This is a genomic window from Reticulibacter mediterranei (genome assembly GCF_016587455.1).
This window is the reverse complement of sequence record NZ_BNJK01000004.1, coordinates 200,976-224,190: the sequence shown is the minus strand read 5'-3', so window position 1 is coordinate 224,190 and position 23,215 is coordinate 200,976. Positions and strand designations below refer to the sequence as shown.

The 23,215-nt window shown below is 52.2% G+C and carries 26 protein-coding genes; 16 read left to right on the top strand and 10 right to left on the bottom strand.

Annotated features, from left to right (window positions below; translation table 11 throughout):
• From K3T83_RS55590 to K3T83_RS55555, 8 genes are all read left to right on the top strand, one after another.
• The gene (locus K3T83_RS55590; RefSeq protein WP_220211726.1) at window positions 1-1,251 is read left to right on the top strand and encodes an NADH-quinone oxidoreductase subunit J; all 1,251 of its coding nucleotides are present in this window, start codon (window positions 1-3) and stop codon (window positions 1,249-1,251) included.
• Window positions 1,248-1,580, top strand: coding sequence for an NADH-quinone oxidoreductase subunit NuoK (nuoK, locus tag K3T83_RS55585; protein ID WP_220211725.1), 333 nt, complete (start codon window positions 1,248-1,250; stop codon window positions 1,578-1,580). Before K3T83_RS55590 ends, nuoK begins: the two co-directional genes overlap by 4 nt.
• Window positions 1,577-3,559 (top strand): NADH-quinone oxidoreductase subunit 5 family protein, encoded by a 1,983-nt coding sequence (locus K3T83_RS55580; RefSeq protein ID WP_220211724.1) that lies wholly within the window; start codon window positions 1,577-1,579, stop codon window positions 3,557-3,559. Before nuoK ends, K3T83_RS55580 begins: the two co-directional genes overlap by 4 nt.
• A gap of 15 nt (window positions 3,560-3,574) precedes the next feature.
• Window positions 3,575-5,065, top strand: coding sequence for a complex I subunit 4 family protein (locus K3T83_RS55575; RefSeq protein WP_220211723.1), 1,491 nt, complete (start codon window positions 3,575-3,577; stop codon window positions 5,063-5,065).
• A 3-nt stretch (window positions 5,066-5,068) separates the two neighbouring features.
• On the top strand, window positions 5,069-6,514 hold the full coding sequence (locus tag K3T83_RS55570; RefSeq protein WP_220211722.1) for an NADH-quinone oxidoreductase subunit N: 1,446 nt from the start codon (window positions 5,069-5,071) through the stop codon (window positions 6,512-6,514).
• 391 nt (window positions 6,515-6,905) lie between these two features.
• Window positions 6,906-7,526, top strand: coding sequence for a phenylacetate--CoA ligase family protein (locus tag K3T83_RS55565; protein ID WP_220211721.1), 621 nt, complete (start codon window positions 6,906-6,908; stop codon window positions 7,524-7,526).
• Between the two features lie 38 nt (window positions 7,527-7,564).
• A complete protein-coding gene (locus tag K3T83_RS55560) occupies window positions 7,565-7,864 on the top strand; it encodes a hypothetical protein (RefSeq protein WP_220211720.1) in 300 nt (99 codons plus the stop codon).
• Window positions 7,865-8,229: 365 nt separating this feature from the next.
• On the top strand, window positions 8,230-8,514 hold the full coding sequence (locus tag K3T83_RS55555) for an SHOCT domain-containing protein (RefSeq protein WP_220211719.1): 285 nt from the start codon (window positions 8,230-8,232) through the stop codon (window positions 8,512-8,514).
• A gap of 165 nt (window positions 8,515-8,679) precedes the next feature.
• On the opposite strand, the gene K3T83_RS55550 is transcribed toward K3T83_RS55555, so the two are convergent.
• A complete protein-coding gene (locus K3T83_RS55550) occupies window positions 8,680-10,203 on the bottom strand; it encodes a multicopper oxidase family protein (protein ID WP_220211718.1) in 1,524 nt (507 codons plus the stop codon).
• 583 nt (window positions 10,204-10,786) lie between these two features.
• Between K3T83_RS55550 and K3T83_RS55545 the strand changes: the two genes are divergently transcribed.
• Together K3T83_RS55545 and K3T83_RS55540 are read left to right on the top strand one after the other, a co-directional pair.
• Complete coding sequence (locus K3T83_RS55545) at window positions 10,787-11,914, top strand: lipid II:glycine glycyltransferase FemX (RefSeq protein WP_220211717.1); 1,128 nt, start codon at window positions 10,787-10,789, stop codon at window positions 11,912-11,914.
• Between the two features lie 268 nt (window positions 11,915-12,182).
• Window positions 12,183-13,088: an ATP-grasp domain-containing protein gene (locus K3T83_RS55540; protein ID WP_220211716.1), complete on the top strand. Its 906-nt coding sequence runs from the start codon at window positions 12,183-12,185 to the stop codon at window positions 13,086-13,088.
• A 305-nt stretch (window positions 13,089-13,393) separates the two neighbouring features.
• On the opposite strand, the gene K3T83_RS55535 is transcribed toward K3T83_RS55540, so the two are convergent.
• The 3 genes from K3T83_RS55535 to K3T83_RS55525 all read right to left on the bottom strand — a co-directional run bounded on the left by K3T83_RS55535 (window position 13,394) and on the right by K3T83_RS55525 (window position 13,979).
• Window positions 13,394-13,534: a TetR-like C-terminal domain-containing protein gene (locus K3T83_RS55535; RefSeq protein ID WP_220211715.1), complete on the bottom strand. Its 141-nt coding sequence runs from the start codon at window positions 13,532-13,534 to the stop codon at window positions 13,394-13,396.
• Window positions 13,535-13,637: 103 nt separating this feature from the next.
• The gene (locus K3T83_RS55530; RefSeq protein ID WP_220211714.1) at window positions 13,638-13,802 is read right to left on the bottom strand and encodes a hypothetical protein; all 165 of its coding nucleotides are present in this window, start codon (window positions 13,800-13,802) and stop codon (window positions 13,638-13,640) included.
• A 27-nt stretch (window positions 13,803-13,829) separates the two neighbouring features.
• Window positions 13,830-13,979, bottom strand: coding sequence for a hypothetical protein (locus tag K3T83_RS55525; protein WP_220211713.1), 150 nt, complete (start codon window positions 13,977-13,979; stop codon window positions 13,830-13,832).
• Window positions 13,980-14,198: 219 nt separating this feature from the next.
• Here K3T83_RS55525 and K3T83_RS55520 point away from each other — a divergent pair, with 219 nt between their 5' ends.
• The 4 genes from K3T83_RS55520 (at window position 14,199) to K3T83_RS55505 (ending at window position 16,784) form a co-directional block, all read left to right on the top strand.
• Window positions 14,199-15,377 carry a DUF998 domain-containing protein gene (locus tag K3T83_RS55520; RefSeq protein WP_220211712.1) on the top strand — a complete coding sequence of 393 codons (1,179 nt, stop codon included), beginning with the start codon at window positions 14,199-14,201 and terminating at the stop codon, window positions 15,375-15,377.
• Entirely contained in the window at window positions 15,374-15,931 is a 558-nt protein-coding gene (locus K3T83_RS55515; protein ID WP_220211711.1) for a hypothetical protein, read from the top strand. Before K3T83_RS55520 ends, K3T83_RS55515 begins: the two co-directional genes overlap by 4 nt.
• An 85-nt stretch (window positions 15,932-16,016) precedes the next feature.
• Window positions 16,017-16,313, top strand: coding sequence for a cytochrome P450 (locus K3T83_RS55510; protein WP_220211710.1), 297 nt, complete (start codon window positions 16,017-16,019; stop codon window positions 16,311-16,313).
• Window positions 16,314-16,496: 183 nt separating this feature from the next.
• Window positions 16,497-16,784, top strand: a complete 288-nt coding sequence (locus tag K3T83_RS55505) for a hypothetical protein (protein WP_220211709.1) — start codon at window positions 16,497-16,499, stop codon at window positions 16,782-16,784.
• Here the strand turns inward: K3T83_RS55505 and K3T83_RS55500 are convergent.
• The 4 genes from K3T83_RS55500 to K3T83_RS55485 form a co-directional block, all read right to left on the bottom strand.
• Window positions 16,766-17,911: a hypothetical protein gene (locus K3T83_RS55500; RefSeq protein WP_220211708.1), complete on the bottom strand. Its 1,146-nt coding sequence runs from the start codon at window positions 17,909-17,911 to the stop codon at window positions 16,766-16,768. The genes K3T83_RS55505 and K3T83_RS55500 overlap by 19 nt on opposite strands.
• Window positions 17,912-18,015: 104 nt before the next feature.
• Entirely contained in the window at window positions 18,016-18,246 is a 231-nt protein-coding gene (locus tag K3T83_RS55495; protein ID WP_220211707.1) for a hypothetical protein, read from the bottom strand.
• Between the two features lie 130 nt (window positions 18,247-18,376).
• Window positions 18,377-19,213: a M56 family metallopeptidase gene (locus K3T83_RS55490; RefSeq protein WP_220211706.1), complete on the bottom strand. Its 837-nt coding sequence runs from the start codon at window positions 19,211-19,213 to the stop codon at window positions 18,377-18,379.
• Between the two features lie 341 nt (window positions 19,214-19,554).
• Window positions 19,555-19,998: a BlaI/MecI/CopY family transcriptional regulator gene (locus K3T83_RS55485; protein ID WP_220211705.1), complete on the bottom strand. Its 444-nt coding sequence runs from the start codon at window positions 19,996-19,998 to the stop codon at window positions 19,555-19,557.
• Between the two features lie 474 nt (window positions 19,999-20,472).
• On the opposite strand from K3T83_RS55485, the gene K3T83_RS55480 reads away from it, so the two are divergent.
• Window positions 20,473-21,324: a GNAT family N-acetyltransferase gene (locus tag K3T83_RS55480; protein ID WP_220211704.1), complete on the top strand. Its 852-nt coding sequence runs from the start codon at window positions 20,473-20,475 to the stop codon at window positions 21,322-21,324.
• A 66-nt stretch (window positions 21,325-21,390) separates the two neighbouring features.
• Entirely contained in the window at window positions 21,391-21,555 is a 165-nt protein-coding gene (locus tag K3T83_RS55475) for a hypothetical protein (RefSeq protein WP_220211703.1), read from the top strand.
• Between the two features lie 153 nt (window positions 21,556-21,708).
• Here K3T83_RS55475 and K3T83_RS55470 read toward each other — a convergent pair whose 3' ends face one another.
• Both K3T83_RS55470 and K3T83_RS55465 read right to left on the bottom strand, forming a co-directional pair.
• Complete coding sequence (locus tag K3T83_RS55470; protein ID WP_220211702.1) at window positions 21,709-22,683, bottom strand: M56 family metallopeptidase; 975 nt, start codon at window positions 22,681-22,683, stop codon at window positions 21,709-21,711.
• Window positions 22,683-23,123, bottom strand: coding sequence for a BlaI/MecI/CopY family transcriptional regulator (locus tag K3T83_RS55465; RefSeq protein WP_220211701.1), 441 nt, complete (start codon window positions 23,121-23,123; stop codon window positions 22,683-22,685). The genes K3T83_RS55470 and K3T83_RS55465 overlap by 1 nt, the downstream gene beginning before the upstream one ends.
• Window positions 23,124-23,215: the final 92 nt, after the last annotated feature.

Here is a 23,215-nt window from a genome sequence, read left to right as displayed (position 1 = left end):
ATGAGCGGCATGATTGAATGGATCATTTTTCTCCTGCTTGCGCTTGTTGCCATCGGTACAGCGGCAGGGATGTTGCTCACTATGAGCATGTATCGAGCAGGACTGGCACTCATGGCGAGTTTTGTTGCGCTTGCTGGCCTCTTCATCCTCCTTGACGCGGATCTCCTGGCAGCTATTCAAGTCATGATGAATGTGGGCGGGATGCTGGTGATGGTGCTGTTCATGGTCATGATCATGATGGACCCTGGCGGCGAGATGATGTGGAGCATGAAACGAGACATGCATATGCCGGGTCCAGGTGCTTTTTCTATGCATATGCCATCAGCTTCTCCCCCACCAGAAGAGGAAACGACTCATCAAGAACATGATCAGAGTGGAGATTGGACCTGCCCCATGCACCCTGAAATAAGCCAGCCTGGGCCAGGGAAATGCCCTAAATGCGGGATGGGCTTAATTGCACGTACTGAAACAGAGGACGAGTATGGTACGAAGCAGAGAGATCAGCAGGATACAGCCTATAGCTGCCCCATGCATCCCGAAGTGCAACAAGATCATCTGGGAAACTGTCCGAAGTGCGGGATGACGTTGGTCGCACAGAAACAGACTGGACCTCTTGAGAAGCATGCTGCGATGGCTATGGACCACGCATTACATGAGGATGATATGGCGCAAAGTGAGCATAACGCCGATGAAATGCCTGCCATGACTCAGGAAACTGACGCGAAGGAGAACAGCCGGCACGATATGAGCATGGCGGGTATGCGCACTGGAGGCCATGAGATGGAGCATATGCACGGATCTGGTATGACACCACGACAAAACTACGACATGATGGTTGATATGGCGATGTCAACGGCCCAACTACCCTGGGCCATTGGGATTGGCACGCTCTCGGCCCTGTTACTCATCGCTCTGCTCATCCTCACTCCCTGGCCTGTCGTGAATGCTGTTCCTACACAAGATGCATCGCATATGGTTGGTCAACTTTTGCTGTCGCGTTACATGATCGCTTTTGAGGGGGCGGCATTGCTCATTCTGGCTGGTATCGTCGGCGCGGTCGTGCTTGCAAAGCGGGAGCATTCATCTGCGCGGCCATCACAGGCCAGTCAACCAGAGCAATCGCTCTTTACATGTCCTATGCATGCTGATATCCAACTATCAGAACCGGGGATGTGCCCGCGCTGCGGAATGGACCTCGTTCCGTCTCAGGAAACCGGCGAGAAAGACAAGCAGAAAGGAGATCCAGTATGAATTGGTTGAGCAATAGTGGCGGGCCGGGACTGCTTCCTTATCTTCTTGTAGGTGCGCTCATTTTTGGGATCGGGGTGGTTGGGGTGCTTTCGCAACGGAGCGCTCTTATGGTCTTGATGAGCGTCGAAATCATTATGAATGCGGCCATCCTGACGCTGGTTGCTTTCTGGCGCTTTGTGCGTCCCGACCAGTTTGATGCCCAGGTGTTTGTCATCATCATTGTCACCATTGCAGCCGTTGAGATGGCCGCTGGGCTTGGCCTGACGCTTCTGGTCTTTCGGCAGCGGGGCAATGCCAACGTCGATGAGGTAAAGGAGCTGAAACAGTGAATGGTTTTGAGCTGTTCTGGTTGGCTCCCATCCTTCCTCTTAGTGTCTTCGGACTGCTCACGCTTGGCCTTGCCCGCTCTGGTCGCCTGGCTACAGGGCTTGCGATCACAGCGATGGGAGGAGCAACCGTCGTCTCTGGTCTCAGCCTGTATGCAGTGGTTCTCGGAAGGCGGGCCATTGTTTCGCTGCCCTGGCTAACGGTTGGAGGACGACCTCTCACCCTCGCCCTCTGGCTCGATCCCCTGAGCGCATCGATTGCTATGCTGGTAGCTATCGTTGGCTTCATCGTCTTTCTCTATGCCGCAAGCTACATGGCACAAGACCCACGACGTGGCCGTTTCTTTGCTGAGTTGAGCCTTTTCGCAGGTTCCATGCTCACGCTTGTACTGGCCGCTAACCTCATCACTCTCTTTATCGGGTGGGAGCTAGTTGGCGTCTGCTCCTATCTGCTCATTGGCTTCTGGTTTGAACGAGAGGCTCCTCCTCGTGCTGCCACGCAAGCATTGCTCACCACTCGTCTGGCAGATCTTTTGTTGCTTGCAGGTATCTTGTTCCTCATAGGCACGACCGGGAGCGGGCGAATTGACACCATCCTGGCGGCACTCCATGAGAAGCACATTGCGGCGAATCAATTACTTTTTATTGCCTTGCTCCTGTTTGCCGGGGCCGCAGGCAAATCTGCTCAGTTCCCCTTTCAGCGATGGCTGCCCGATGCAATGGCCGGTCCGACCCCTGTTTCGGCGCTCCTCCATTCCGCGACGATGGTTGCAGCCGGGGTTTTTCTTGTTGCCCGTCTCTACCCTCTCTTCCTCGCAGCTTCTCCGTCCCTTGCGGTTGTAGCCTGGATAGGGCTGCTCACGTCTCTTCTAGGAGGCTCGGTCGCATTAGTGGAAATGGACCTGAAACGAACGCTGGCCTATTCGACGATGAGCCAGATCGGTTTGATGTTTGTGGGACTTGGCAGCGGCAGTCTTCTGGCGGGACTGCTTCTGCTCATTGCTCAGGCTTTCTACAAAGCGACCCTGTTTCTGGCGGCTGGTGCGGTAGACCAGGCTGTGGAAGAGCAGACCACCTTTGAGTACATGGGAGGGTTGTGGAGACAGATGCCACTCACCGCACTCGCGTTTGCGCTCGCTGCCGCTGCTCTGGCAGGGTTGCCCGTAGCGCTTGCTCTCCCGGCGAAAGATCCTGTCCTGGCCGCTGCCTGGCAATCCAACCTGTTCCTGTTCGTCGCCTCCCTACTTGCGAGCCTGCTAACTGCTCTGTATAGCACGCGCGCCTTCAGCCTCGTCTTTCTTGGCCCTCCATCGCCAACAGCGCAAAGAGCCAATGAGACAGAGCTAGGACTGCTCATCCCCATTTTGGTGCTGGCAGCACTGCTCCCTCTGGTCCTCATGATCGATACGCCGCTGCTCGCATCTCTCCTCGGTGGACAGGTTCCTGATGTACCAACGGCGACGCTCCTCACCCTGAGTATCACCATCATCGGAGTCATATTAGGGCTTGGGGGACGCACTCTCTGGCCTCTTGCGTTTGTCTGGCCGGGGTTGCGACGTTTCCAACCTCTCCTGCAAGCAGAGTTCGGCTTCAAGGCTCTTTATCGCCTGATTGCACACGCTGGACAGGAGGGAGCCAGACGGTTAGAGAACATAGATCATGCGCTCTTTGATACCTTCAATACAGGGATCATCACCGGGCTGCTGGCGCTCACCCGTGCCTGTGCAGGAATCGACCGCAAGGTCTTCGATGCGTTTGCACGTGTCATGACCAGGGCCATCATGACGCTCGTGCAGGCAAGTGGTCGCTTTGACCTGCAAGGTCTCGATGCGGCGGCGAACACCCTGGGGCAGCGCATACTCACCTTGAGTCAACGAGTGCGAAGGATACAGACAGGGCGCATTGAAAATTATTTACTCCTGGTCTTTTGCTGGGGAGTGGGAGTGCTTGTTCTCGCTGTCCTTGCTACAGTTATACGATAATGGAGGAACAATGCTATGCTCACACTCATTACCTTTCTGCCACTGCTCGGAGCGGCCTTGCTCTACACAACCAGGAACAGGCAGGTCCAGCGTTGGATTGCCATCAGCACTGCGGCTCTCGTGCTGGGATTGGGGGTTGTCCTGGCGGCGCTTTTTAACTGGCAACGGGGAAGCTTGCAATTTGAGGAACGTGTTCCCTGGATTCCGACCCTCGGCTCAAGCTATCACCTCGCCGTCGATGGCCTTTCTCTGCCCTTGCTGCTCTTGAGTGCCCTCCTGACCTTTTTAGTCATCCTGTATGTGTGGAAACGAGAAACAGCTTCACGAGAATACTTCGCCCTGTATCTGGTCATGGAGACGGGACTCATTGGTTTCTTCAGTACGCTTGACCTCCTGCTCTTCTACGTCTTCTTTGAAATTGCGCTGGTGCCCATGTATTTTATTATCGGCATCTGGGGACATGAGGGCAAACGAGTGCAAGCGGCCATGAAATTTTTTCTCTATACGCGAGTTGGTAGCCTCGCCGTTCTGCTCTCCATCCTGGGCCTGTATCTGACGACGAATCCGCACACGTTCGATTTACCGACCATCATTGCGGCTCAACCGCTGAAAGGAACGAGCGGTGTGGCATTTCTCGTCTCGCTGGGTTTTCTGATCGGCTTTGGGATTAAGTTGCCCATTGTTCCGCTGCATTCCTGGTTGCCCGATGCACATACCGAAGCTCCAACGGAAGGGAGCGTGATTCTGGCGGCATTGCTGCTGAAGTTGGGAGGCTATGGCCTGCTCCGACTCGCCCTGCCAACCGTCCCACAAGCATTGAGCGCATGGTCGGCACCGATTGCAGCCATTGCAGTGATCTCGGCGATCTATGGGGCGGCGGTGGCGATGGCCCAGACAGACCTGAAACGGCTGATCGCCTTTAGCAGCATTAACCATATGGGCTATGTCCTGTTGGGAGTTGCCGCCGCCGCGCTGAGCGCGAACCCGGCTGATCGTGCGGCTGCTGCAAGTGGAGCGGCGTACCAACTCGTCGCACATGGTCTTGTGACGGGTGCGCTCTTCTTCCTGGTGGGGATGCTTGCTGATCGAACGGGAACCCGCGAATTTGCACGCCTATCCGGTATCTGGGCAGCACTTCCCCTCTACGGTTCGATCTTCGCCTTTGCTCTGTTTGCTTCGCTTGGTCTGCCCGCTCTAGCGCACTTTGCAGCCGAGGTACAAATCGTCCTGGGAACACTGGGGATCTATCGCTGGGCGGCGTTCGGCATGCTTTTCGGCATCCTGATTACAACGGCAATGTTCCTGTGGACGCTGCAACGCGTGCTGTTTGGCAAACTACCTGCTGCATGGATAGCGCTGCCACGTCTTAAACCGGGCGAGGTAGCGACCCTGCTTCCGCTGCTGGCCCTGATCGTCCTGTTGGGAATTCTCCCTGGCCCTCTGGTCAGTATTCTGACCACCGCGCTGAGTGTTGGCCCGCTCGGTCTCTTGGTAGGAGGGAGATAGGATATGGGCGGAATGCAAGGAGGGATGGAGCTATGGGCCATTGTCCCAGAAATGACACTTGGTGTGCTGGTGCTGCTGCTGTTGCCGCTGGGTCCATTTTTACCACCAGCACGCAAATATCTGACGACGACATTTGCGCTGATCGGGCTTGGTGTGGTTGCTGTTGAAAGTAGCTTTATGCTCTCGTTTCGGATGCAACCGATCTTTCTGGGCACCTACGCCGTAGATCCATTCGCTGTCTACTTCAAGCTCTTTGCCGTTGTGACCACAGCCTTTGTCCTGCTGGCAACGGAGAGCCATTTTAGAGGGAGGCCACATGAGGGCGAAGTACCAGCACTGTTGTTGCTGACCTGTTTAGGGATCATGTGCCTGACGGCAAGTCAAAATCTGGCGTTGATTGCGCTCTTCATCCAACTGGTCACGGTTGGTTCGTATATTTTAATTGGGATTGCCAAAGAAAGCCGCCTGGCAACTGAAGCGGCTCTGAAAATGTTTCTCTTCTCGGCGGCAGTAGGAGCAGTGATGGTCTATGGGATGGCACTGCTCTTCGGATTGACAGGCACGTTGGATCTCCTACAACTGGCAAGAACACTTCCGAGCATGCCTGTCGTGACCGTTATTGCGGCCTTTTGTCTTGTTCTGGTTGGGTATGGCTTTGAAGTGACGCTCGTACCGTTTCACACATGGGCACCAGATGCGTATCAAGGAGCTTCAACGCCTATTGCAGGCTTTCTCTCGGTTGGTCCGAAAGCCGCAGGAGTGGCCGTCTTGTTGCGGACGTTGTTTGTGGCCTTTCCACATGGTCTGGGTTACTGGCCTGAACTGTTTGCGGTGCTTGCCGCTGTAACGATGACGGTGGGAAACATCTTTGCGCTTCGTCAGACCAGCGTGAAACGCTTGCTCGCGTATTCCTCGATTGGACAAGTTGGCTATGTGCTTGTTGGAGTGGCAGCAGCACAGAACAGTCCATTTGCCATCCCTGGCATGCTCATCTATCTCGCTGTCTACCTGTTTATGAACCTGGGGGCATTCTTAGCGGTAGACGCGATGGAGCGACAAGTGCAATCGGATAGCCTCGTGAAATTCGCTGGACTGGGCCGCCGCCTTCCCTTCTCTGCCACAGTGTTAGCAGTCTGTATTCTCGCGCTGGCTGGCTTTCCACCATTTGGCAGTTTTGTGGGCAAGGTCATGCTCTTTAGCGCAACACTTGACATGGGCTGGACCTGGTTGGCAGTTGTCATGTTGCTCAACATCGGACTCTCTCTCTATTATTACATCCGTGTACTGGTCCCCCTGTATCTACGTTCCTCAAAAGAACAGGGGCTTCAGCGCGAACCTTTTCTTCTACGTGTTGCGCTGTTCCTTCTCGCCAGTGGAGTACTGCTAAGCGGTCTTTTCCCGCAGCTATGGGTTGCCTTTGCTACTCATACATCCCTTCTCTTGAGGTGAATGCATCATTTCTTATATGTACACACTCTCTATAGAGATATGCAATCTGGCGAACGATGCGATGATGATGGGATTGAAAACGACGAAGCGGTCAAGAGGTCTGCTGGTAGGAGACATTCTGACCGCTTCAGTAAGGCCACACAGGCTGGCTCACGCTCACAATATACATCATTACACCTGGATGATTTATCTCCTTCCAACAAGCACTTCCGCGTCCCCAGCTCGACTCTTCAGCCACCTGTCAGTAGTTCATCAGCCTGCCTTCAGTTGGGTGCGCTAAACTCTTTGAAGAGAAACCTGGGAGCGACATTCTTATACAATACAAGAAGAGAAACGAGTACAATACAAGAAGAGAAACGAGGCTGAACTCCCAGCACTGTAGGAGAAGAATATGGATATCACAATGATGTTACAACTGCTGTCGCAACTCCGATCTTTCCGGCTGCGAGAGAACTGGAATCGAAAACTTCTTGAAGACTACCAGACACATGCGTTACGGCTGTTACGTGCGTATGCCTACGCACATTCGCCTTTCTATCAGCGCTTCCATCAGGGACTCTATAATGCCTGGCAACCAGAGATGCTCATTGCCTATGCTTCGATGGCGCGGGTCCTGGCTGATGAGCAGCTTAGCGGGCATCTTCGGATCACCCCACGCGTTGTATTTCCCAGTTCTGAGGTGCTCACCGAGGAGACACGCCGACGGATGGAGCAAGCATGGGGAGAGCGGATCTTTAATCAGTATGCGGCCACTGAATGTGGGAGTCTTGCCGCCGAGTGCGACCAACATCAGGGGATGCATCTTTCTGAAGATCTTGTGATCTTTGAGGTTGTTGATAGCGGCAATCGTCCTGTTCCCCCTGGGGTCTACGGGGACAAGCTCCTCATCACGGTGCTAGGAAGCCGTACGCAGCCACTGATTCGCTACGAATTAAGTGACATCGTCTCTCGACCAGTGTCTGCTCCTGTGGGCGACCCTTTAGACTCATCGATGCTATCGGGGGACGTGTAGAGGAAGCACTGACCTTCCAACATGCAGAAGGTGGGGTTGTGAACGTTCATCCACTGGTCTTTAGCCGCATTATGGATACGCTTCCAGTGAGCGGCTGGCAAGTGCTCCAAGAAAACGTGAGCTTACAGGTGAGACTGAGTGGTGTGCGTAGTACCGTTGATGCTGATGGGCTTGCAGATGCCGTGCGACAAGCACTACAGGAGCAAGGAGCCATTGCTCCACGTGTGGAGGTGCAATATGTCGCCTCCATTCCGAAAACATCTGCTGGCAAGGCTCCTCTGGTCAGAGCACACCCGCAACAAGCTGCTTCCCCGGAAGAAAACACAGATATATCATGAACACCCATCTTGAACGATGAGATTGACTGGCAGAAGCGCCTATCTCATCCGCTGTGAAAACTCGTCTTCCTTCGGTTTTATGGTAGAGCCTGGTTTGTTGATGCCACACTGAACAGTAGTTGAAGATTCCTGAGTCGGTTTCCCTATCACTCATATCCTCAGCGTAGCCTCAGTTCTCCCTCAAGGAAGCTTCAGAAACAAGTTGCAAACTGGGGGATAGAAAGAGCACAACGAAACACTCATCGTCTTATTTGGATAAGGATGTAGCTTCAGTTCAACGTTGTGCATGTCACAAAAACGTGTACTCATGATTTATTCAGTTTTCTGGTTCATGCGTGAGCCAGAAAGAAAGTGAGGGTAGATCTATGATGTGGGGATACGGTTTTGGCTGGGGGTGGTTGATGATGGGATTTGGCATGGTACTCTGGATCGCTTTGCTGGTGGTTCTCGTCTGGACGATTATCCGTGGGTTTGAGAAAAAGGCAAGCGATTCGAGGCTACAAGGGCCTGCAACACCAGCAAACAGCCCCTCTGTGCTAGAGACTCTCCGCCAACGCTATGCGCGTGGCGAGATCGATACCGCGACCTTTGAACAGATGCGCGAGCGGCTTGAAGCCTCAGCCGGACAAGAAATACCGTTGGGTAGGTGAGCCTGCCCCGGTTTCGTGGTTCTCTTCCGCAACTCTCGTGCTACACTCAACCATAATCGCATCGGTGTCGATGGGTTCGCCATATCGAACCCATCGAACGATAAGCGGTTGGTCCCACACTTGTTCTGAGTGTGGGGCCGCGATGAAAAGAGGAGATATCACCCGTTAGCTGACCTTTACTACGCGCATCATGCCAGCCATTTCATGGTAACGCATGTGACAATGGAAAGCCCAGGCACCGGGGTTATCGGCAACCCAGTTGATGGTAAGATTTTGCATAGCATCGACCAGCACCGTATCTTTTAGTGGTCCGCGTCCAGTGCCGTTATCCACTTGAAAGAAATGTCCATGCAGATGCATCGGATGAGGCATCATACTCTTATTCTTGAACTGGAAACGAATCAGACGATTCTGACTGACAGCGATCTGCTGAGCCTTCTCGAAAACTTCGTTGTTCATCTTCCAGGTGTACCGTCCCATGCCACCGCTCAGTTCAATAGGAAGTATCTGATCTGGATTCTGGTCGGGAGGGGTAAAAATACCAGGAGCGGCTTTCAACATTGGATAGGTTAAGAGTTGCCGCGTCATTTCTTGTGGGATAAAGTTCGCCGATGGTGCGGAACTGGTACTTCCCTGGTAGCGCAAGAGAGCGCGAACCATTGGCTTTGCCCCCTCTACCTGAGCGGCAAACTGCCAGACTCCGGGATTGTTTGCCGAAATCAAGACATCGTAGCGCTCTCCCATTCCGATGCGAATCGCATCAACTTCGACAGGCTCAACGGGGTTGCCATCTGTGTGGGTCACTGTCATCCGATGGCCTTGCAAGGCGACGCGATAGATCGTGGAAGCAGAAGCATTGATGAGCCTGATACGCGCCTTCTGCCCTCGGCTCACCTTCAGTTCCAGAGGGTGTGCGCTACTCTTCCCATTGATGAGATAAAACGGATAGATGAGATCTGGCGGCACTTGCTGATTCATCCCTCCCATATTGCCCATGCTCCCCATATTGTCTCCTCCGGCAATTAATTGTTTCATCGCCTGCTCAGGTGTCCCGGGACCATCAGATACGCCGTCTAGCCAGTCGTCGAAGACCATCAAGAAATCATGATCGTAGGTCATCGATTCCTTCGCGGCATCCACGATCAGCGGGCCATAGAGGGCGCGGTCTGGTTGAAAGCCAACATGGGAATGATACATGTAGGTCCCTGCAGCGGGAACGAGGAAGTCGTAGGTAAAATCCTGTCCAGGTTTGATGGCAGGTTGTGTCACATCAGGAACCCCATCCATTGGATTGACCAGCGGCACGCCATGCCAGTGAATAGTCGTGCCTTCTGGAAGACGGTTTTTGACGATGACGCGTAACCGATCTCCTTCGCTGGCATGAATCTCCGGGCCTGGCAGCATTCCATTATAGGCCCAGGTGGAAACCTCTTTCCCATCAATCATGACACGTGCAGGTGCCGCTTCAAGTGTATAGGTTCGCGTCTTTCCTGTACTTGCTGTGCGCGGAAAGGATGGTTGCACACCGGCCATCCCCATTGCCCCTGCCATCTGTTGCCAAAGTGCAGGGCCATTGAACGTTACCACTCCAGCGCCAACGCCCAGGCCAACGCCCAGGCTTCCAAACAGTAGGAACTCCCGGCGGGTAAAGCCTGAGCGCTTATGAGGGAATGTACTCTCTTGCTTCATATATGTCTTTTCCTTCCAAAGCTGATTGGCTGTCATTGTTTTCATTGTGTCGCAAAGAGTAAGTTCTTCCTGACATACTCTCTTTCTGCTGTAGAACAGAATTGGTCAGATATTTGCATATGCTCGACTATGGCGATTTCACCTGTTCTTGTTTTGTCTATCTACTATCGTAAATAGTATGGCATGCCGTAGTATGCTGCCATTCTTTTAGTACATTCTGGCTAGTTAAAAAGTCCAGTTGCTCACTTCTATCGCTCTTCATTTACGTTCATGCTTCAGCCAGGGAGTGATTTTGCATTGCTCATTTCCCAGGTTGAGAGCACATCCAATGACATCTATTCCTCTCTTCGCGCGTGACTCTTCTGCAAGATTGCGCTTTATTTCTTAACGAAATGGTGTGTACTATTGACAGTAGTACTATGCATACAGTATAGTAATGCCTCTCATAAAAGTTTTTGGCACGGTCTCAAGCCCGCTCCTATGCAGTTTAGCAGGCTGAGGTATCAGCAGTAGATCTAACCTTGCATATTGAAGAGTATCTCTCTTAACGTACTTGCTACTCCATCTGGAAGGAGAAGTTTTTGTGAATGTAAACCAAAGGCTGGATGAAGTCTTAAAGCATTCATCACTCCGCGTGGTCGAGATGGACCCACAACATGATGCCCGCTGGATTGCCTTCATGCAAACCCTGCCAACCAGCGTCATTTATCATCATCCTGCCTGGCTCAGCGTGCTGGAAGAAGCCTACGGGTACAAGCCGCTTCACCTGGGCTGCGAGGACGCCTCTGGAGCTTTGCACGGTATTCTGCCACTCTTCTATCGGCGCGGATTACGGAGTGGACGACTCTGCACTTCTCTCTTTGACTCTCCTCTTGCTGGTCCACTGGCCGATGATGATCAGGCAAGGAAGTTATTAATCCAGAAAGCCATTGAACGTACTCGTGCGGAGGGTGGCACGCAGTTCCAATTTAAGGTAATGTCTACCCATTTCGATGCGTTGGTAGAGAATGTCATGGGTGTCCCTTTGTTCGAGACGTACGAACTGGCCTTGCCAGAACAACCTGATAGGGTGCGTCTGGACCCGAAGATCAGATGGGCGATCAACAAGGCAACGAAATTGGGCATGCAAGTACGACTTGCAGAAACGATAGGTGACTTACGAGCATGGTATGAATTATATCTGCAAACCATGCGCCGACTTGTTGCTGTTCCCAAGCCATACCGCTTCTTTGAACAAGCCTGGCGGCGGCTGCATCCACAAGGATTGCTCCGCTTGCTCCTGGCCGAGCATGTCCAGGCTGGACACAGCAGGCTGATCTCCGGGTTTCTTTTTCTTCAATGGGGACAAACTGTCTCTCACATCTTCACAGGGTGGCGACGAGAGGACCAACAGTTGCGACCTAACGATTTGCTCCACTGGCACGCAATTCGGACTGCAACCGCAGAGGGGATGCGTTGGTACGATTTCGGGAATGTCCGCGTAGGAGATCAGGGACTTATTCACTTTAAAAGCAAATGGGGAGCCGAAGCTAGGACCATCTATCACTATTCCTATCCAACAGCGCCTCTCGTCTCTCAGAAGACCGTTCGCTCCTCTGTTCAATCAAGAGGAAGTCGCCTCCGTCGCCTGGGTACTCCTCTCTGGCAGCATCTTCCAACCAAAGTGATTGGGCTGACAGGTGATTTGTGCTATGTCATTCACTATTACTAGAAGAGAGGGGCAATATAAGTATGCGGATTTGATGGATACGCTTGATAAAGAGAGCATTACTCACCTCATACGAGAAGATCTCTTGATATGAGCTGGCCCCGTTGTTTGTAGATGCAGGCACAAGAGCCAGCGTTACCGAAAGGGAACCGGATAACACTATTCCCCTGTTCACGAACATCGTTTACTGGAAAAATGTGAGGATGACTTCCTCACGTCCTTGATGACTTACCAAAAGGGTGTATTTTTGATAATATGGAAGGAATTTCTTATGGATGTTGCTCTGGTTACTGGCTCAGAATGGCCTGATTTGAGCCAATCTGATACGATCTTGCAGAAAGCGTTGCTGGCAAGGGGTATTGATGCGCAACCGCTGATCTGGAACGATCCTGCGGTGGACTGGTCCTGTCCGCTGGTAAGCATCATTCGTTCAACATGGGATTCTCATCTTCACCGCACCGCCTTTCTGGAGTGGGCGCAGCACGTTTCGCAGGGAGGTATCCTCTGGAATCCTCTTCCGTTGCTGCAATGGAATACGCATAAAGGCTATTTGCGTGATCTCGAAGAGCATGGCATCCCAACGATTCCAACCAAGCATTGCATGCAGGGATCGTCGGTTGCTCTTGCCCGGCTGATGCAAGAGCAACACTGGTCAGAAGTAGTGATCAAACCTGCCGTTTCAGCCGAGGCGTATGGTACGATCTTAATTAAAGAAGGGATGCTGGACGAGGGGCAATTCTATCTCGATCACATGGTGTCTCTCCAGGATATGCTGATCCAGCCATTTCTTCCGACCATCTTGAGCAGCGGAGAGCAATCCCTCATGTTTATCGATGGCGAGTTCACCCATGCCGTAGTACGTCCTCCCATCCATGCGGTTTCCCGTGAAGCTGCATCAGACAAGAGTATGCAGAAGCAATCTGGTGTGTCAGAGGAGAGGATCATCGTTCCCCAGGAAGAGGAGGTGCGACTGGGATATAGAATCCTTGAGACACTCTCCTCCCCTACCCTTTATGCGCGTGTTGATCTGGTTCACGATGTGAATGGAAAACCGTGTGTCATGGAAGTAGAACTGGTTGAGCCAGGGTTGTGGCTGGCTTGGGCACCAGACGCAGCCGAACGGTTTGCCGATGCTATCGCCAGGGAGGTGCTACAAGCCAGGAACAAGCGTGCGTAAATGATACTGGCAAGAAGAGGTACAGAGAGTCTTGTCCGAAGTTGGTAGAGGCCCACCCGCAGGGTCTCTCTTCTCCATCCACGACTCATCACATGACTGTCATAAGGTTGCTGTGAGCTGGGGGGCGGAAATGCAGATGTTTTCGTGGCTCGCAAATGCTCCTCTCAAGCGAATCTTGTATTTGATCTGGCATCATCCTCGCCTTCTGTTCCGAAGGTTTCTGGGATCGTTCACGGCACAGTATTGCTGATTGGATGGGCCGCTTTTGCGGTGGCTGGCCCGATGCAAGGGCACGCAAGTTGCGATTACCAGGTACTCGCGTCCTTGAAGAGTGCCGAGGCCAAGAGAGCAGCTTTTGTGGAGATCTCTTTGGGAGTGCAGGGACGCCCATGCTCCAGCCACCAGGTGATAGTCTCAACAAACATCGCGGCGACTATGTCGGGCACAAACTCATCTGAGAAGATGTGAACGGGATATGTATTTGCATCTGGTCCATGAGGAAGGCGTCCTCGCTCTTTGACCAGTTTACTCAGCGCTCACGCATCTTCCTCACAAACCGGGGCTACCCTTGCTGCCCAACAGTGCTCGATAGAGTCGTTCGTAATGCTCGATACGCTCGAAGAATGCTACCCATATCTTTGCTGGATGTTCTTGCCCTAACTCGTCCACCACGCTCAGCAAAGCACTCATCGCTTCCTTAAAGATCTGCTCCATCAGGTCGTATTTATCCTGATAATTGCGCTAGAAGGCGGCTCGGCTTATTATGGCCCGCTCGGTAATCACGCCGATGGTGAGCAACTTAAAATTCTGCTCCTCAATCAACTCAATGAGAGCTTCCCGCAATAACATCTGCGTTCGTCTCAGACGTAAATTCTTCCCCTGCTGAGTCATTTTTTGCTCCTTGTCTCATTTGGGACAAATCTACCCGATTGAACTTGTATCCGTCTACCCATCCAACTACACTTGGGATCAGACAGGATCACCCATCTGAGATACTATGTCTCAACTCAAGCGAATTGTCGACATACGATCTTTTCACAAGAGACTGTTTTTCTTAGTTAGTTCATGTATATTAAGAATATTCTTTATAATACATATAAGGGGTATTATATGAAAAAGGAGACAATGATGAGTAAGCAATATGACGTTGTACCGGAAGGACCGAATTGCGCGGTGGCACAGCCTGACCGGAGTCTCACCCCGCAGACCTTCCCCAGACAACGAGTGCTGGCTGCCGCAGGAATCTGCGCCCCAATCCTGTTCGCACTTGGCTTTGTGATGCAGGGCTTTCTGCGCACCGATCTACGCCTGGGGTACAACCCGATTGCGCAAGAGGTTAGCGACCTGACGGCTGGCCCTTTGGGATGGGTGCAGCAGGTAAACTTTCTGGTGTTTGGGCTTCTCGTGATCGCATTTGGGATAGGACTCTATCGAGGGGTGCGGAAAGCATCGCCCTGGATGGTGGGTCCAGCTCTGGTTGTCTGGAATGGGATAGAGCTGATCATTGCTGGCCTCTTCCCCAGGAGCGAAAACGTAGCAGGTCACATCTACGATCCGCTCGGAGTCCATATGATGAACGGCATGCTCTTCTTTCTGAGCATTGGGATCGTGCTCGTCATGTTGTCGTTCCAGCTTGCATGTGATGAGCGATGGCGCAACCTTGTCATCTACACGAGGGTCACAGGCATTCTAGTATTCGTCCTGAATGTGCTGAATGGTTTTTTTGCTGAGGCAACAGGAGACCCGCTGCATCCCTGGTTGGGCCTGTTCCAGCGGACGATCCTCGCCGTCTGGTTTCTGTGTCTCATCATCCTTGCCCTCCGGCTCTGGCGTCTTGGGGGGCGAGATGCAGTGGAGATGCGCCAGGTGACCTTAGCCTCTAACAACCACCCGGAATCCCAGGGCTTTCCAATTCTCCCATCTAGCAGGAGTGCAGAGGGCGGTAGCCCTTTGCCGGGGTGCGGGGTGTCTCCGCAAAAACCTTTTTTCTTCTCTTTTGCGCGCCGCCTGCGGCGGCGCGCGAAGGAGGGAAGGAAACTGGGGACGCCCCAGGCCCCGGCAGGGAGACCCCTGCACCCCTTTGAGCGGAGAACTGGAAAGCCCTGCCCGGAATCCGACCATGTATTGACTAGGTACATGCCACGCTGGGTGATCATCTTTGTGCTCATCATCTTGCTGATCGTTCTGACAGTAGTGATCATAGAGATCACCAACAACGGCATGGGGGACATGCAAATGGCGATCCCCGGATACCTGTCGGCCATCGCATACGGAGGGCAGGCACAATGATCCTCTCATCAGGATGGCGCAAGATCTGGCTCACGATGCATGTGATGTCCTCACTTGGCTGGTTTGGCGCGGTCGCTGTCTTTCTGACGCTCGCCCTCGTTGGGATGACCAGCCAGGACACTCAACTGGTGAAAGCTAGCTATCTTGCTATGAAGTTGACTGGCTGGTTTGTCATTGTCCCATTTGCCTTCGTGTCACTCGGAAGCGGGATCGTCTCGTCCCTGGGTACGAAGTGGGGTTTGTTCCGCTACTATTGGGTTCTGCTGAAACTGGTGATCACCATCGGTGCTACCTTCCTCTTGATGGTCCACACGCAGGCTATTGACCTGCTGGCAGACATCGCGGCAAAAACAACTGTTCTGAGTGTCTATCCCTACGGAATGCAGCTCAAAATGGTAGTTACTTCTGGTGCCACAGTGGTAGTGTTGATCATGCTCACGGGGCTGGCTGTGTATAAACCGCGAGGCATGACCCCTTATGGGCAGCGGAAGCAGAGACAAGGGACGGCGCAGAAAAACGCTGACAGCCCTGTTCGTGCAACGATCTTAAAGTAAAAAAAGAAGGAAAGCAGATGAGTATCCTCAAGATTCCTGGTGCGCTGTTGTTGTACTACGACTTTTCCAGGGAGGAGAACAGCATATGTCTCAATCGACAGTGACATCACAAACGACAACGCATCGTCAGGCACCAACGAAGCGGCGCAGACAACCACCTGGACCGTCGTGGCCGACAGCGCTTTGGAATACCATCAGATTTGCGTGCCAGCCCCTCTCGTTCTTACGAGAACTGCACGAGCGCTACGGAGATATAGTAACGTTGCCGACCATCATGGGTTCCTGGACCCTGGTTTTTCATCCCGATGGCGTGCACCATGTTGTGCGGAAAATTACAAAAATTACCGCAAGGGAGGCATTTCTAATCAAGTACTCAGCCTGACACTGGGCAATGGCCTGCTCAATAACAATGCAGACTCCTGGCTGCATCAGCGTCGTCTGATCCAACCGATCTTTCATCGCCAACGGATTGCTTCATTTGACAGGCTTAAGTTGATTGTACATGATACAGAAGTGTGCAAGTCAAGAGCATGAGAAGGAAGACTCACTGAGAGCGAGAGCAAATGTGTTAATAGCAGCGAACTCTTACACCGGCAAAATCTATAGCCTGCGTATGATTTTGTCCAGTGTTGGCGCTCCATTGGGATTGGTACTGGCAATTCCCGCGTTCGAGTATATGAATGTGCCACTGACGATCAGGCTTTGTGCGATCTTCTTTCTCGTTACTGGTCTGGCTGGTCTCGTGCGCTTTGGGATACGCAAACCACACGTGTACACGGGTCTGGCTGATTCTATTTCTTGTTTTTGCGATACTACGACTGTTCTCCTTCACGCTCATCGGGCTGCTGTATAGGGTTGAATATCAAAAGTGGCTAACCTTTGAATGTCATAGTGGATCTGTACCACTCCCGCTCTGACCTGATTCGTATTGGGATCAGTCTGGCCGACAAAAGCGTTGTTGGCCTGCGTAAACAGGTCATCGAGGAGCGCAACAGTGGTCGGTGCCAGCAATTGCTGTGGCGTCATCTGGAGCAGCTTGATAGCATCAGTATGCGCCACCTGTAACCAGAACTGGACCATATTGAGTGCGGCATTAATACGTATTGCGAGCGCTTTCTGCTCTGGTGTCACTCCCGGCACCATCACCAATTCACGCAAGTGATTCCCAATCTCCTTCAAATAACCCGGTGGATTTTGCGCAGGGGTCACTTGCAGGAGACCCATGTGCGCTTTGAGAGGATCAGCCATGACTGGCGACAGATCAGCAGGGAGGAGTTCCATCTTCACATATGCAACTCCGTCCAGATAATCGAGCATGCGCACCAATTGTCGGCGCATAAATGCCGTCCCTCCTCCATTGCGAGCATCGCGGATACTGCCTGCTTCTTCTAGCACTTTTAAGGTATTACGGAAGAGCTGGACATCTAGCCCCCCGGCCATGACTGTCCCTGTGTCCATGCCCATATCTGTTGACATGGATGCCTGAGAGAGAAGATGACGCAGGTGTTCAAGCAAACTATCCATCTGCCCAGGCTTCTTGACCTGTGAAAAAGACGCGGCATATCTCCAGGTCTGCTGATCGAGGGAAGGATTCGTAGGTATCAGCCCGGCATCCTCTTCAGTCACCAGCAAACGACTATAACGAGCAAGTAGATCACTGTGCTGAGCGTTTCCCGCATAGAAAAGGGCGATATGTCCCCCACTTTGAGATGAGCCAAGCAGGATAGGAGCAATATTCGTCTGGCCATCATTGTCACTCAATAACCAGACGTAGTAGCTTTTGTTTGGCTGCGGATGAGGAATAGTATCCAGGGCAATTTGCAAACGGTCAGCAATTCCCTGTGATGTGTTTTCATTCAACTGACCGCTACTGACAAAGTAGGCATGCCCCACCACGGCATAACTGCTCTTCGTAGCAGGTGGCTGGCGCATATTTAGCCAGAGTACACTTGCAATAGCGCCCAGGACGATGACGAGCAAGAAAGCGAGTGGGCCTGTTCATGCTCATCAGCAAAGAGTCTGTTTGTTCCTGGGATAAAGTATTGCTCCCCGATCCTGTTTGGGAACTGGGTTGGCTCAAAACATCAGGTATGGAATGACCAATGGCCCTGGCAAGAGCCATCACCAGAGAAGATGCAGAGGAGAAACGTGTGTTTGCGTCTTTTGAGAGACAGCGCAAAATGACAGATGTGACAGCAGGGAGAATAGAGGAGTTGACCAATGCTGGAGCAAGAGGTGTTGCATAGAGATGTTGCAGTCGGATCGCTTGCCAGATGTTGCTGCAACTCATAGGCCCCCAGGTGGCTCGTGTTCATAACGGCTCCTTTTTGAGCAAAAAACCTCTGCATGGAGGGAGAAGAAAAAATGTCCTCCATCATGTGACAGATGCAGACAGAGGGATGGAAGACCTTTCATCGAAAACCTCCTGGAGAAGAGCATTCTAAGTCAGGCAAAGGGAATACACCCTATGATGACTAATACAAGCAAGAAATTTGCACCTTGTACGAGTGGAATCGTCATCAAAGCAGCGACACTGAGAGGAAAGGACAATGGAGAGGCTGATGGTGTCTTCATGATCTCACGCCAGGCAAGTAAGCGCTGAATACGGCTCTGTATCGAAGCATGAGCTTCAACCAATAATGATGCGCCACCCATTCTGGCAAAGCTTGGCTCGTCAACAGTTTGTAGCCAGACTTTTGCCAACGCAGAGGCCAGGGCCAACGGGCGGCGGGTGAGTTGAACCGCCTGGTCATCACAGAGCAGCTCTTTTTCCTGTTGTAACTGACGATGCACCACCTGGCTTGCTGGAAGGTAGAAAAAGGCATCGCGGAGGATGGTTGCCAACAAGATGACCAGACCATCCCGTCGCACCACATGTTGCAGTTCATGGGCAAGCACTGCTTCAAGCTCCTGTCGGTCGAGACACTCCACCATCCATGTAGAAATGAGAATCGTTGGTCGGAAGATACCACACGTTAGCGCCAGGGGACGATTATATATATAAAGCAGCACGCGAGGCGCGGCCCTCTTCTGCTTGCTGCTGAGTTGATTCATGACACTTTGTAGCTCTGAACCAATGGAGAGACCTCGCCGCCTGATAAGATGGGCCATAAAGAGCCATCGTCCTATCCCCCAACACATCGCACTACCGGCAATGGTCGCCATACCAAGAGGAAGGATCACTCCCAGAAGAGAGTCCCAAAATGGGATATCAATGAAACAACTATGACCGACGAAATTGTGGAGTCCCCCAACGCCGATCCCCAATGTCAAGGATGGCATGGTTAATATCAGGGCTTTCCAGTTCTCCGCTCAAAGGGGTGCAGGGGTCTCCCTGCCGGGGCCTGGGGCGTCCCCAGTTTCCTTCCCTCCTTCGCGCGCCGCCTGCGGCGGCGCGCAAAAGAGAAGAAAAAAGGTTTTTGCGGGGACACCCCGCACCCCGGCAAAGGGCTGCCGCCCTCTGCACTCCCGCTAGATGGGAGAATTGGAAAGCCCTGTGGTTAATATGAAGAGTTGCACAACACGCCGATGTGAACCATCCTGGATGAGGCGGAGTAGAGAGAGAAGGGCAGAGCCACCGAGCAACACGAGAAGAATGCTAGACACTCCAAACACCGTATGCACTACTCGTCCTCCTCACTGCCTCGCTGTTGTCTGATTTCATCAAGGAAGTGGCGAGCTTGAGTGGCCGCCACTGGATCTTGTAATGCCTGAATACTCTCTAGCATTTCCCCAGAAAAGCTGAGAAACAGATCCTCAAGAATGTGGCTCACAAAGCGAGAAACAAACTCTTGCCGTGTATAGGTAGGGTAATAGAGATAACTTTGCTCCTTCTTTTCGACACGCAAGAGCTGCTTCTTCGCCAGGCGGGTCATGGTGTTCATCACAGTGGTATAGGCAAGATGTCGGCGTATAGAGAGGATCTCAAAAATATCACGCACGGTCGTGCCCTGACTGATAGGACGCGCCCAGATCGCTTCCATGATCTCGGCTTCCAGATCGCCCAGAGCCTTACGAATGCCGGGCCGATCCGTCCGAAACGTATGAATATCTGGTTCAAGCGTCACGGCTTTCCTCCTCTCAGAGAACTTCTGATCCATTACAGTTCCCCCTCAGTTTTCCCGATGGGAAAACTTTCCGCCCCCCTGTACCCCAGCAACAGGAGGAGGTACAGGCATTTCATTACCACCCTCCACATGCCTAAAGTATAATCAATCATCGTACTCTTGTCAAAAGTACTATCGGCAATAGTATAAAAAGTAGAGAAGTATCCCCAGCCAACTTCTCTCTCTGATGATGTTGCCGAACCATTCATCAGAAACTTCTTGTCCAGACTCACTCTATCACCCTGCCAATTGTTGGTACTACTAACGTAGGTACAGTTATCAATCGTACCTTAATGGAGGAGGGACTCTTACTGCTCTCAGGTCTCTATGAAAAGCTATTCGTTGTTATCCTCTAGAAGGAGATATACATGAAAACAGATAAATAATGAGTCTGTAAAACACTACCCATTACATATTGTAGAACTGAATCCCCAGATGGATAATCGGTGGGAAGCTCTGATGAGCTATCTGCCAACCAGCAGCATCTATCATCATCCGGCCTGGCTCGGAGTGTTGGAAGAAGCCTATGGCTATAAGCCGCTGCATCTAGGTTGCGAGGATGCCACAGGAGCGTTATGCGGTGTTCTGCCGCTCTTTTCGCGCTGGGGATTGCGCACAGGACGACTTTGCTTCTCAACCACTCCAGAAGCCGCTCCATTGGCTAACGACGAGCAGGTACAGACGATGTTGATCCAGGCCGCCATTGAACGGAGTCAAAAGGAACAAGCAACCACGTTTCAGTTCCTGTCCAGATCTACGATATTCGATGAGCGCGTAAACGGTGTTGTGGGAGTACCCGATGAAGAAACCTATGAGTTGGTCTTGCATGAGCAGCCTGATCAGTTGCACTTTGACGAAAAGATCAGACGAGCCATCAAGAAGGCGACCTGGTCAGGTGTGCAGATTCGCTCAGGGGAGACGATGCATGACCTGCGAGCATGGTACGCCCTATATTTGCAGACCACGCATCGATTGGTGATTTTACCACAGCCATACCGCGTGTTTGAACTGTCCTGGCAACGCTTGCAGCCACAAGAGGTGCTCCAATTGCTGCTGGCTGAACAGGTCGAGGCAGGACACCGCGGGCTTCTCGCTGGTTTTCTGTTTCTGCAATGGAAGCAGACAATAACATATCTCATGGCAGGGCGGCAATGGGAGGATCAAACCTTGCGACCCAATGATCTGCTCCATTGGCACGCGATCCAGAATACCTGCGAACAGGGCTTGCGCTCTACGACTTTGGAACGGTCAACACGGGAAACCAGGGGCTTGCTCAGTACAAAATGAAGTGGGGAGCCGAACCCAGGATGGTCTATACTTACTCCTACCCGCTCGTTTCTCGTGGTGAAACCAATGCCACAGGCAGGGTGTCTCATCCGTCGAGCGTATCAACAAGCGCTTCTGGTTCGTCAAAACGTTCCATACATACGCCAACTCGTCACACCTCTCTGGCAGCGCCTTCCACTCAAAGCGCTCGAATTGGTGGCCCACTGGCGGCGTGTTGTCCACTATTATTAATTCAAAAGAGCACCCATCGATCTTTGGGGGTCAAATCTCAGCACACCCATTCGACGGTGAAGCGCGAGCGGTGGACGTTTTCATGCTCTGCCTATCCCCGTCGATGTTGACAGTGCTGACAAGGTGTAGAGAGATAGTAAGTATCCTGTATCGTTACAACACCATTTTGAGAAGAGCAAGAGGATTGCAATTCATTAATGACAAAATGATGAGCAGATTTGTTCCCTGGACAAGAAATAAAATAAGTAGAGAAACAACATTAGCACTTATAGGAGTAAAGCGGGTGTGATCCGTTTTTGTTTGTGGTGAGATTAATCGATCAATGCGTGTACTGAGAGGATTTTCCTTCTCAACAAGAAGTTGCGCGCCGCCAAACTGGGTCAGGTACGGCGTTTCTGCTGCATGGAGCCAGACTTTTGCGAGAGCACTCGCTAAGGCAAGGGGACGCTGTGTGACATGAACCGCAAGGTCATCACACATGAATTCCTTTTCGCGCTGAAGTTGCCGATACGCCTGCCAACTTGTTGGCAGATAGAAAAAGGCATCACGCAAAACAGTCGCGAGAAAAATGAGCAGGTAATCGTGCCGAGCCACATGTTCTAGCTCATGCATAAGGACGGCTTCTAATTCTTGCGGATCGAGATGGGAAAGCATCCAGGTTGAAAGCAGGATGGTTGGTCGAAAGATGCCACAGGCGAATGCCAGGGGACGATCACAGACACAGATTTGCACACGAGGAGAGGCAACATGCAATCGCTTGACCAGTGTCTCCACCCTCGTTTGTACGGAAAGAGGAAGAGGTGTGCGGTAACGTGCCATGACCCGTGTCATCAGGATCAGTCGCACTGCTCCCAGGCTCAAAGCACCCAGAGCGATGATAACCATACCAAGTGGCACGACGACCCCTAAGAAGAGATCCCAAAGAGGAAGAGCGCTAAAACAGGAATGGCCGGTAAAGTGGTGCAACCCGCTGATTCCAACGCCAAGTGTCACCAGTGGCATCGTCAGCACGAAAAGCTGCACCAGACGGCGGTGCGCCCAATCAGAGAGAAAGCGAAGCATACCAAGCAGGAAGAAACTTCCTCCAATGACGAGAAGAATACTTGAGAAGCCAAGAACGGTATGCACTACTCTCCCTCCTTCCCTCGCTGACGCGTAATTTCGTCAAGCTTGTGACGAGCCTGTTCTGCGGAAGTGAAAGATCCTTGCTTGCCAAAGGCACTGAGGGTCTCCCCGGTAAAGTTAATGAGCAGATCTTCAACAATACGACCAACAAATTGAGAAACAAATTCCTGTTGTGTGTAGTTTGGGTAATAAATATAAGTTTGCTCTTGTTTGACGACGCGCAACAGATGTTTCTTTGCCAGGCGAGACATCGTACTCATCACGGTGGTATACGCAAGGCGGCGACGGTCATACAGAATCTCAAAGATATCGCGGACGGTCGTGCCTTGTTCGGCTGGACGACTCCAGATCTCTTCCATAATCTCGGCTTCCAGATCACCCAGCACTTTGCGAATGCCAGGGCGATCCGGGCGAAACACACTAATATCAAGTTCAAACGTCATACATGTACACCCCCCTTTTTGTAACAAGCAGGTGCTGGCTGCTCTCTCAGGAAACAGCCTGGAACAAAGAGTCCCAGATAATCTGCTCAAAC

Bases quoted from the DNA above. Each gene is read 5' to 3' on its own strand.
- K3T83_RS55590 (WP_220211726.1), top strand. From the start codon at position 1: ATGAGCGGCATGATTGAATGGATCATTTTTCTCCTGCTTGCGCTTGTT.
- nuoK (WP_220211725.1), top strand. From the start codon at position 1,248: ATGAATTGGTTGAGCAATAGTGGCGGGCCGGGACTGCTTCCTTATCTT.
- K3T83_RS55575 (WP_220211723.1), top strand. From the start codon at position 3,575: ATGCTCACACTCATTACCTTTCTGCCACTGCTCGGAGCGGCCTTGCTC.
- K3T83_RS55570 (WP_220211722.1), top strand. From the start codon at position 5,069: ATGGGCGGAATGCAAGGAGGGATGGAGCTATGGGCCATTGTCCCAGAA.
- K3T83_RS55565 (WP_220211721.1), top strand. From the start codon at position 6,906: ATGGATATCACAATGATGTTACAACTGCTGTCGCAACTCCGATCTTTC.
- K3T83_RS55555 (WP_220211719.1), top strand. From the start codon at position 8,230: ATGATGTGGGGATACGGTTTTGGCTGGGGGTGGTTGATGATGGGATTT.
- K3T83_RS55550 (WP_220211718.1), bottom strand. From the start codon at position 10,203: ATGAAGCAAGAGAGTACATTCCCTCATAAGCGCTCAGGCTTTACCCGC.
- K3T83_RS55540 (WP_220211716.1), top strand. From the start codon at position 12,183: ATGGATGTTGCTCTGGTTACTGGCTCAGAATGGCCTGATTTGAGCCAA.
- K3T83_RS55530 (WP_220211714.1), bottom strand. From the start codon at position 13,802: ATGGAGCAGATCTTTAAGGAAGCGATGAGTGCTTTGCTGAGCGTGGTG.
- K3T83_RS55525 (WP_220211713.1), bottom strand. From the start codon at position 13,979: ATGACTCAGCAGGGGAAGAATTTACGTCTGAGACGAACGCAGATGTTA.
- K3T83_RS55520 (WP_220211712.1), top strand. From the start codon at position 14,199: ATGAAAAAGGAGACAATGATGAGTAAGCAATATGACGTTGTACCGGAA.
- K3T83_RS55515 (WP_220211711.1), top strand. From the start codon at position 15,374: ATGATCCTCTCATCAGGATGGCGCAAGATCTGGCTCACGATGCATGTG.
- K3T83_RS55510 (WP_220211710.1), top strand. From the start codon at position 16,017: ATGTCTCAATCGACAGTGACATCACAAACGACAACGCATCGTCAGGCA.
- K3T83_RS55495 (WP_220211707.1), bottom strand. From the start codon at position 18,246: ATGAACACGAGCCACCTGGGGGCCTATGAGTTGCAGCAACATCTGGCA.
- K3T83_RS55490 (WP_220211706.1), bottom strand. From the start codon at position 19,213: ATGCCATCCTTGACATTGGGGATCGGCGTTGGGGGACTCCACAATTTC.
- K3T83_RS55480 (WP_220211704.1), top strand. From the start codon at position 20,473: ATGGATAATCGGTGGGAAGCTCTGATGAGCTATCTGCCAACCAGCAGC.
- K3T83_RS55475 (WP_220211703.1), top strand. From the start codon at position 21,391: ATGCCACAGGCAGGGTGTCTCATCCGTCGAGCGTATCAACAAGCGCTT.
- K3T83_RS55465 (WP_220211701.1), bottom strand. From the start codon at position 23,123: ATGACGTTTGAACTTGATATTAGTGTGTTTCGCCCGGATCGCCCTGGC.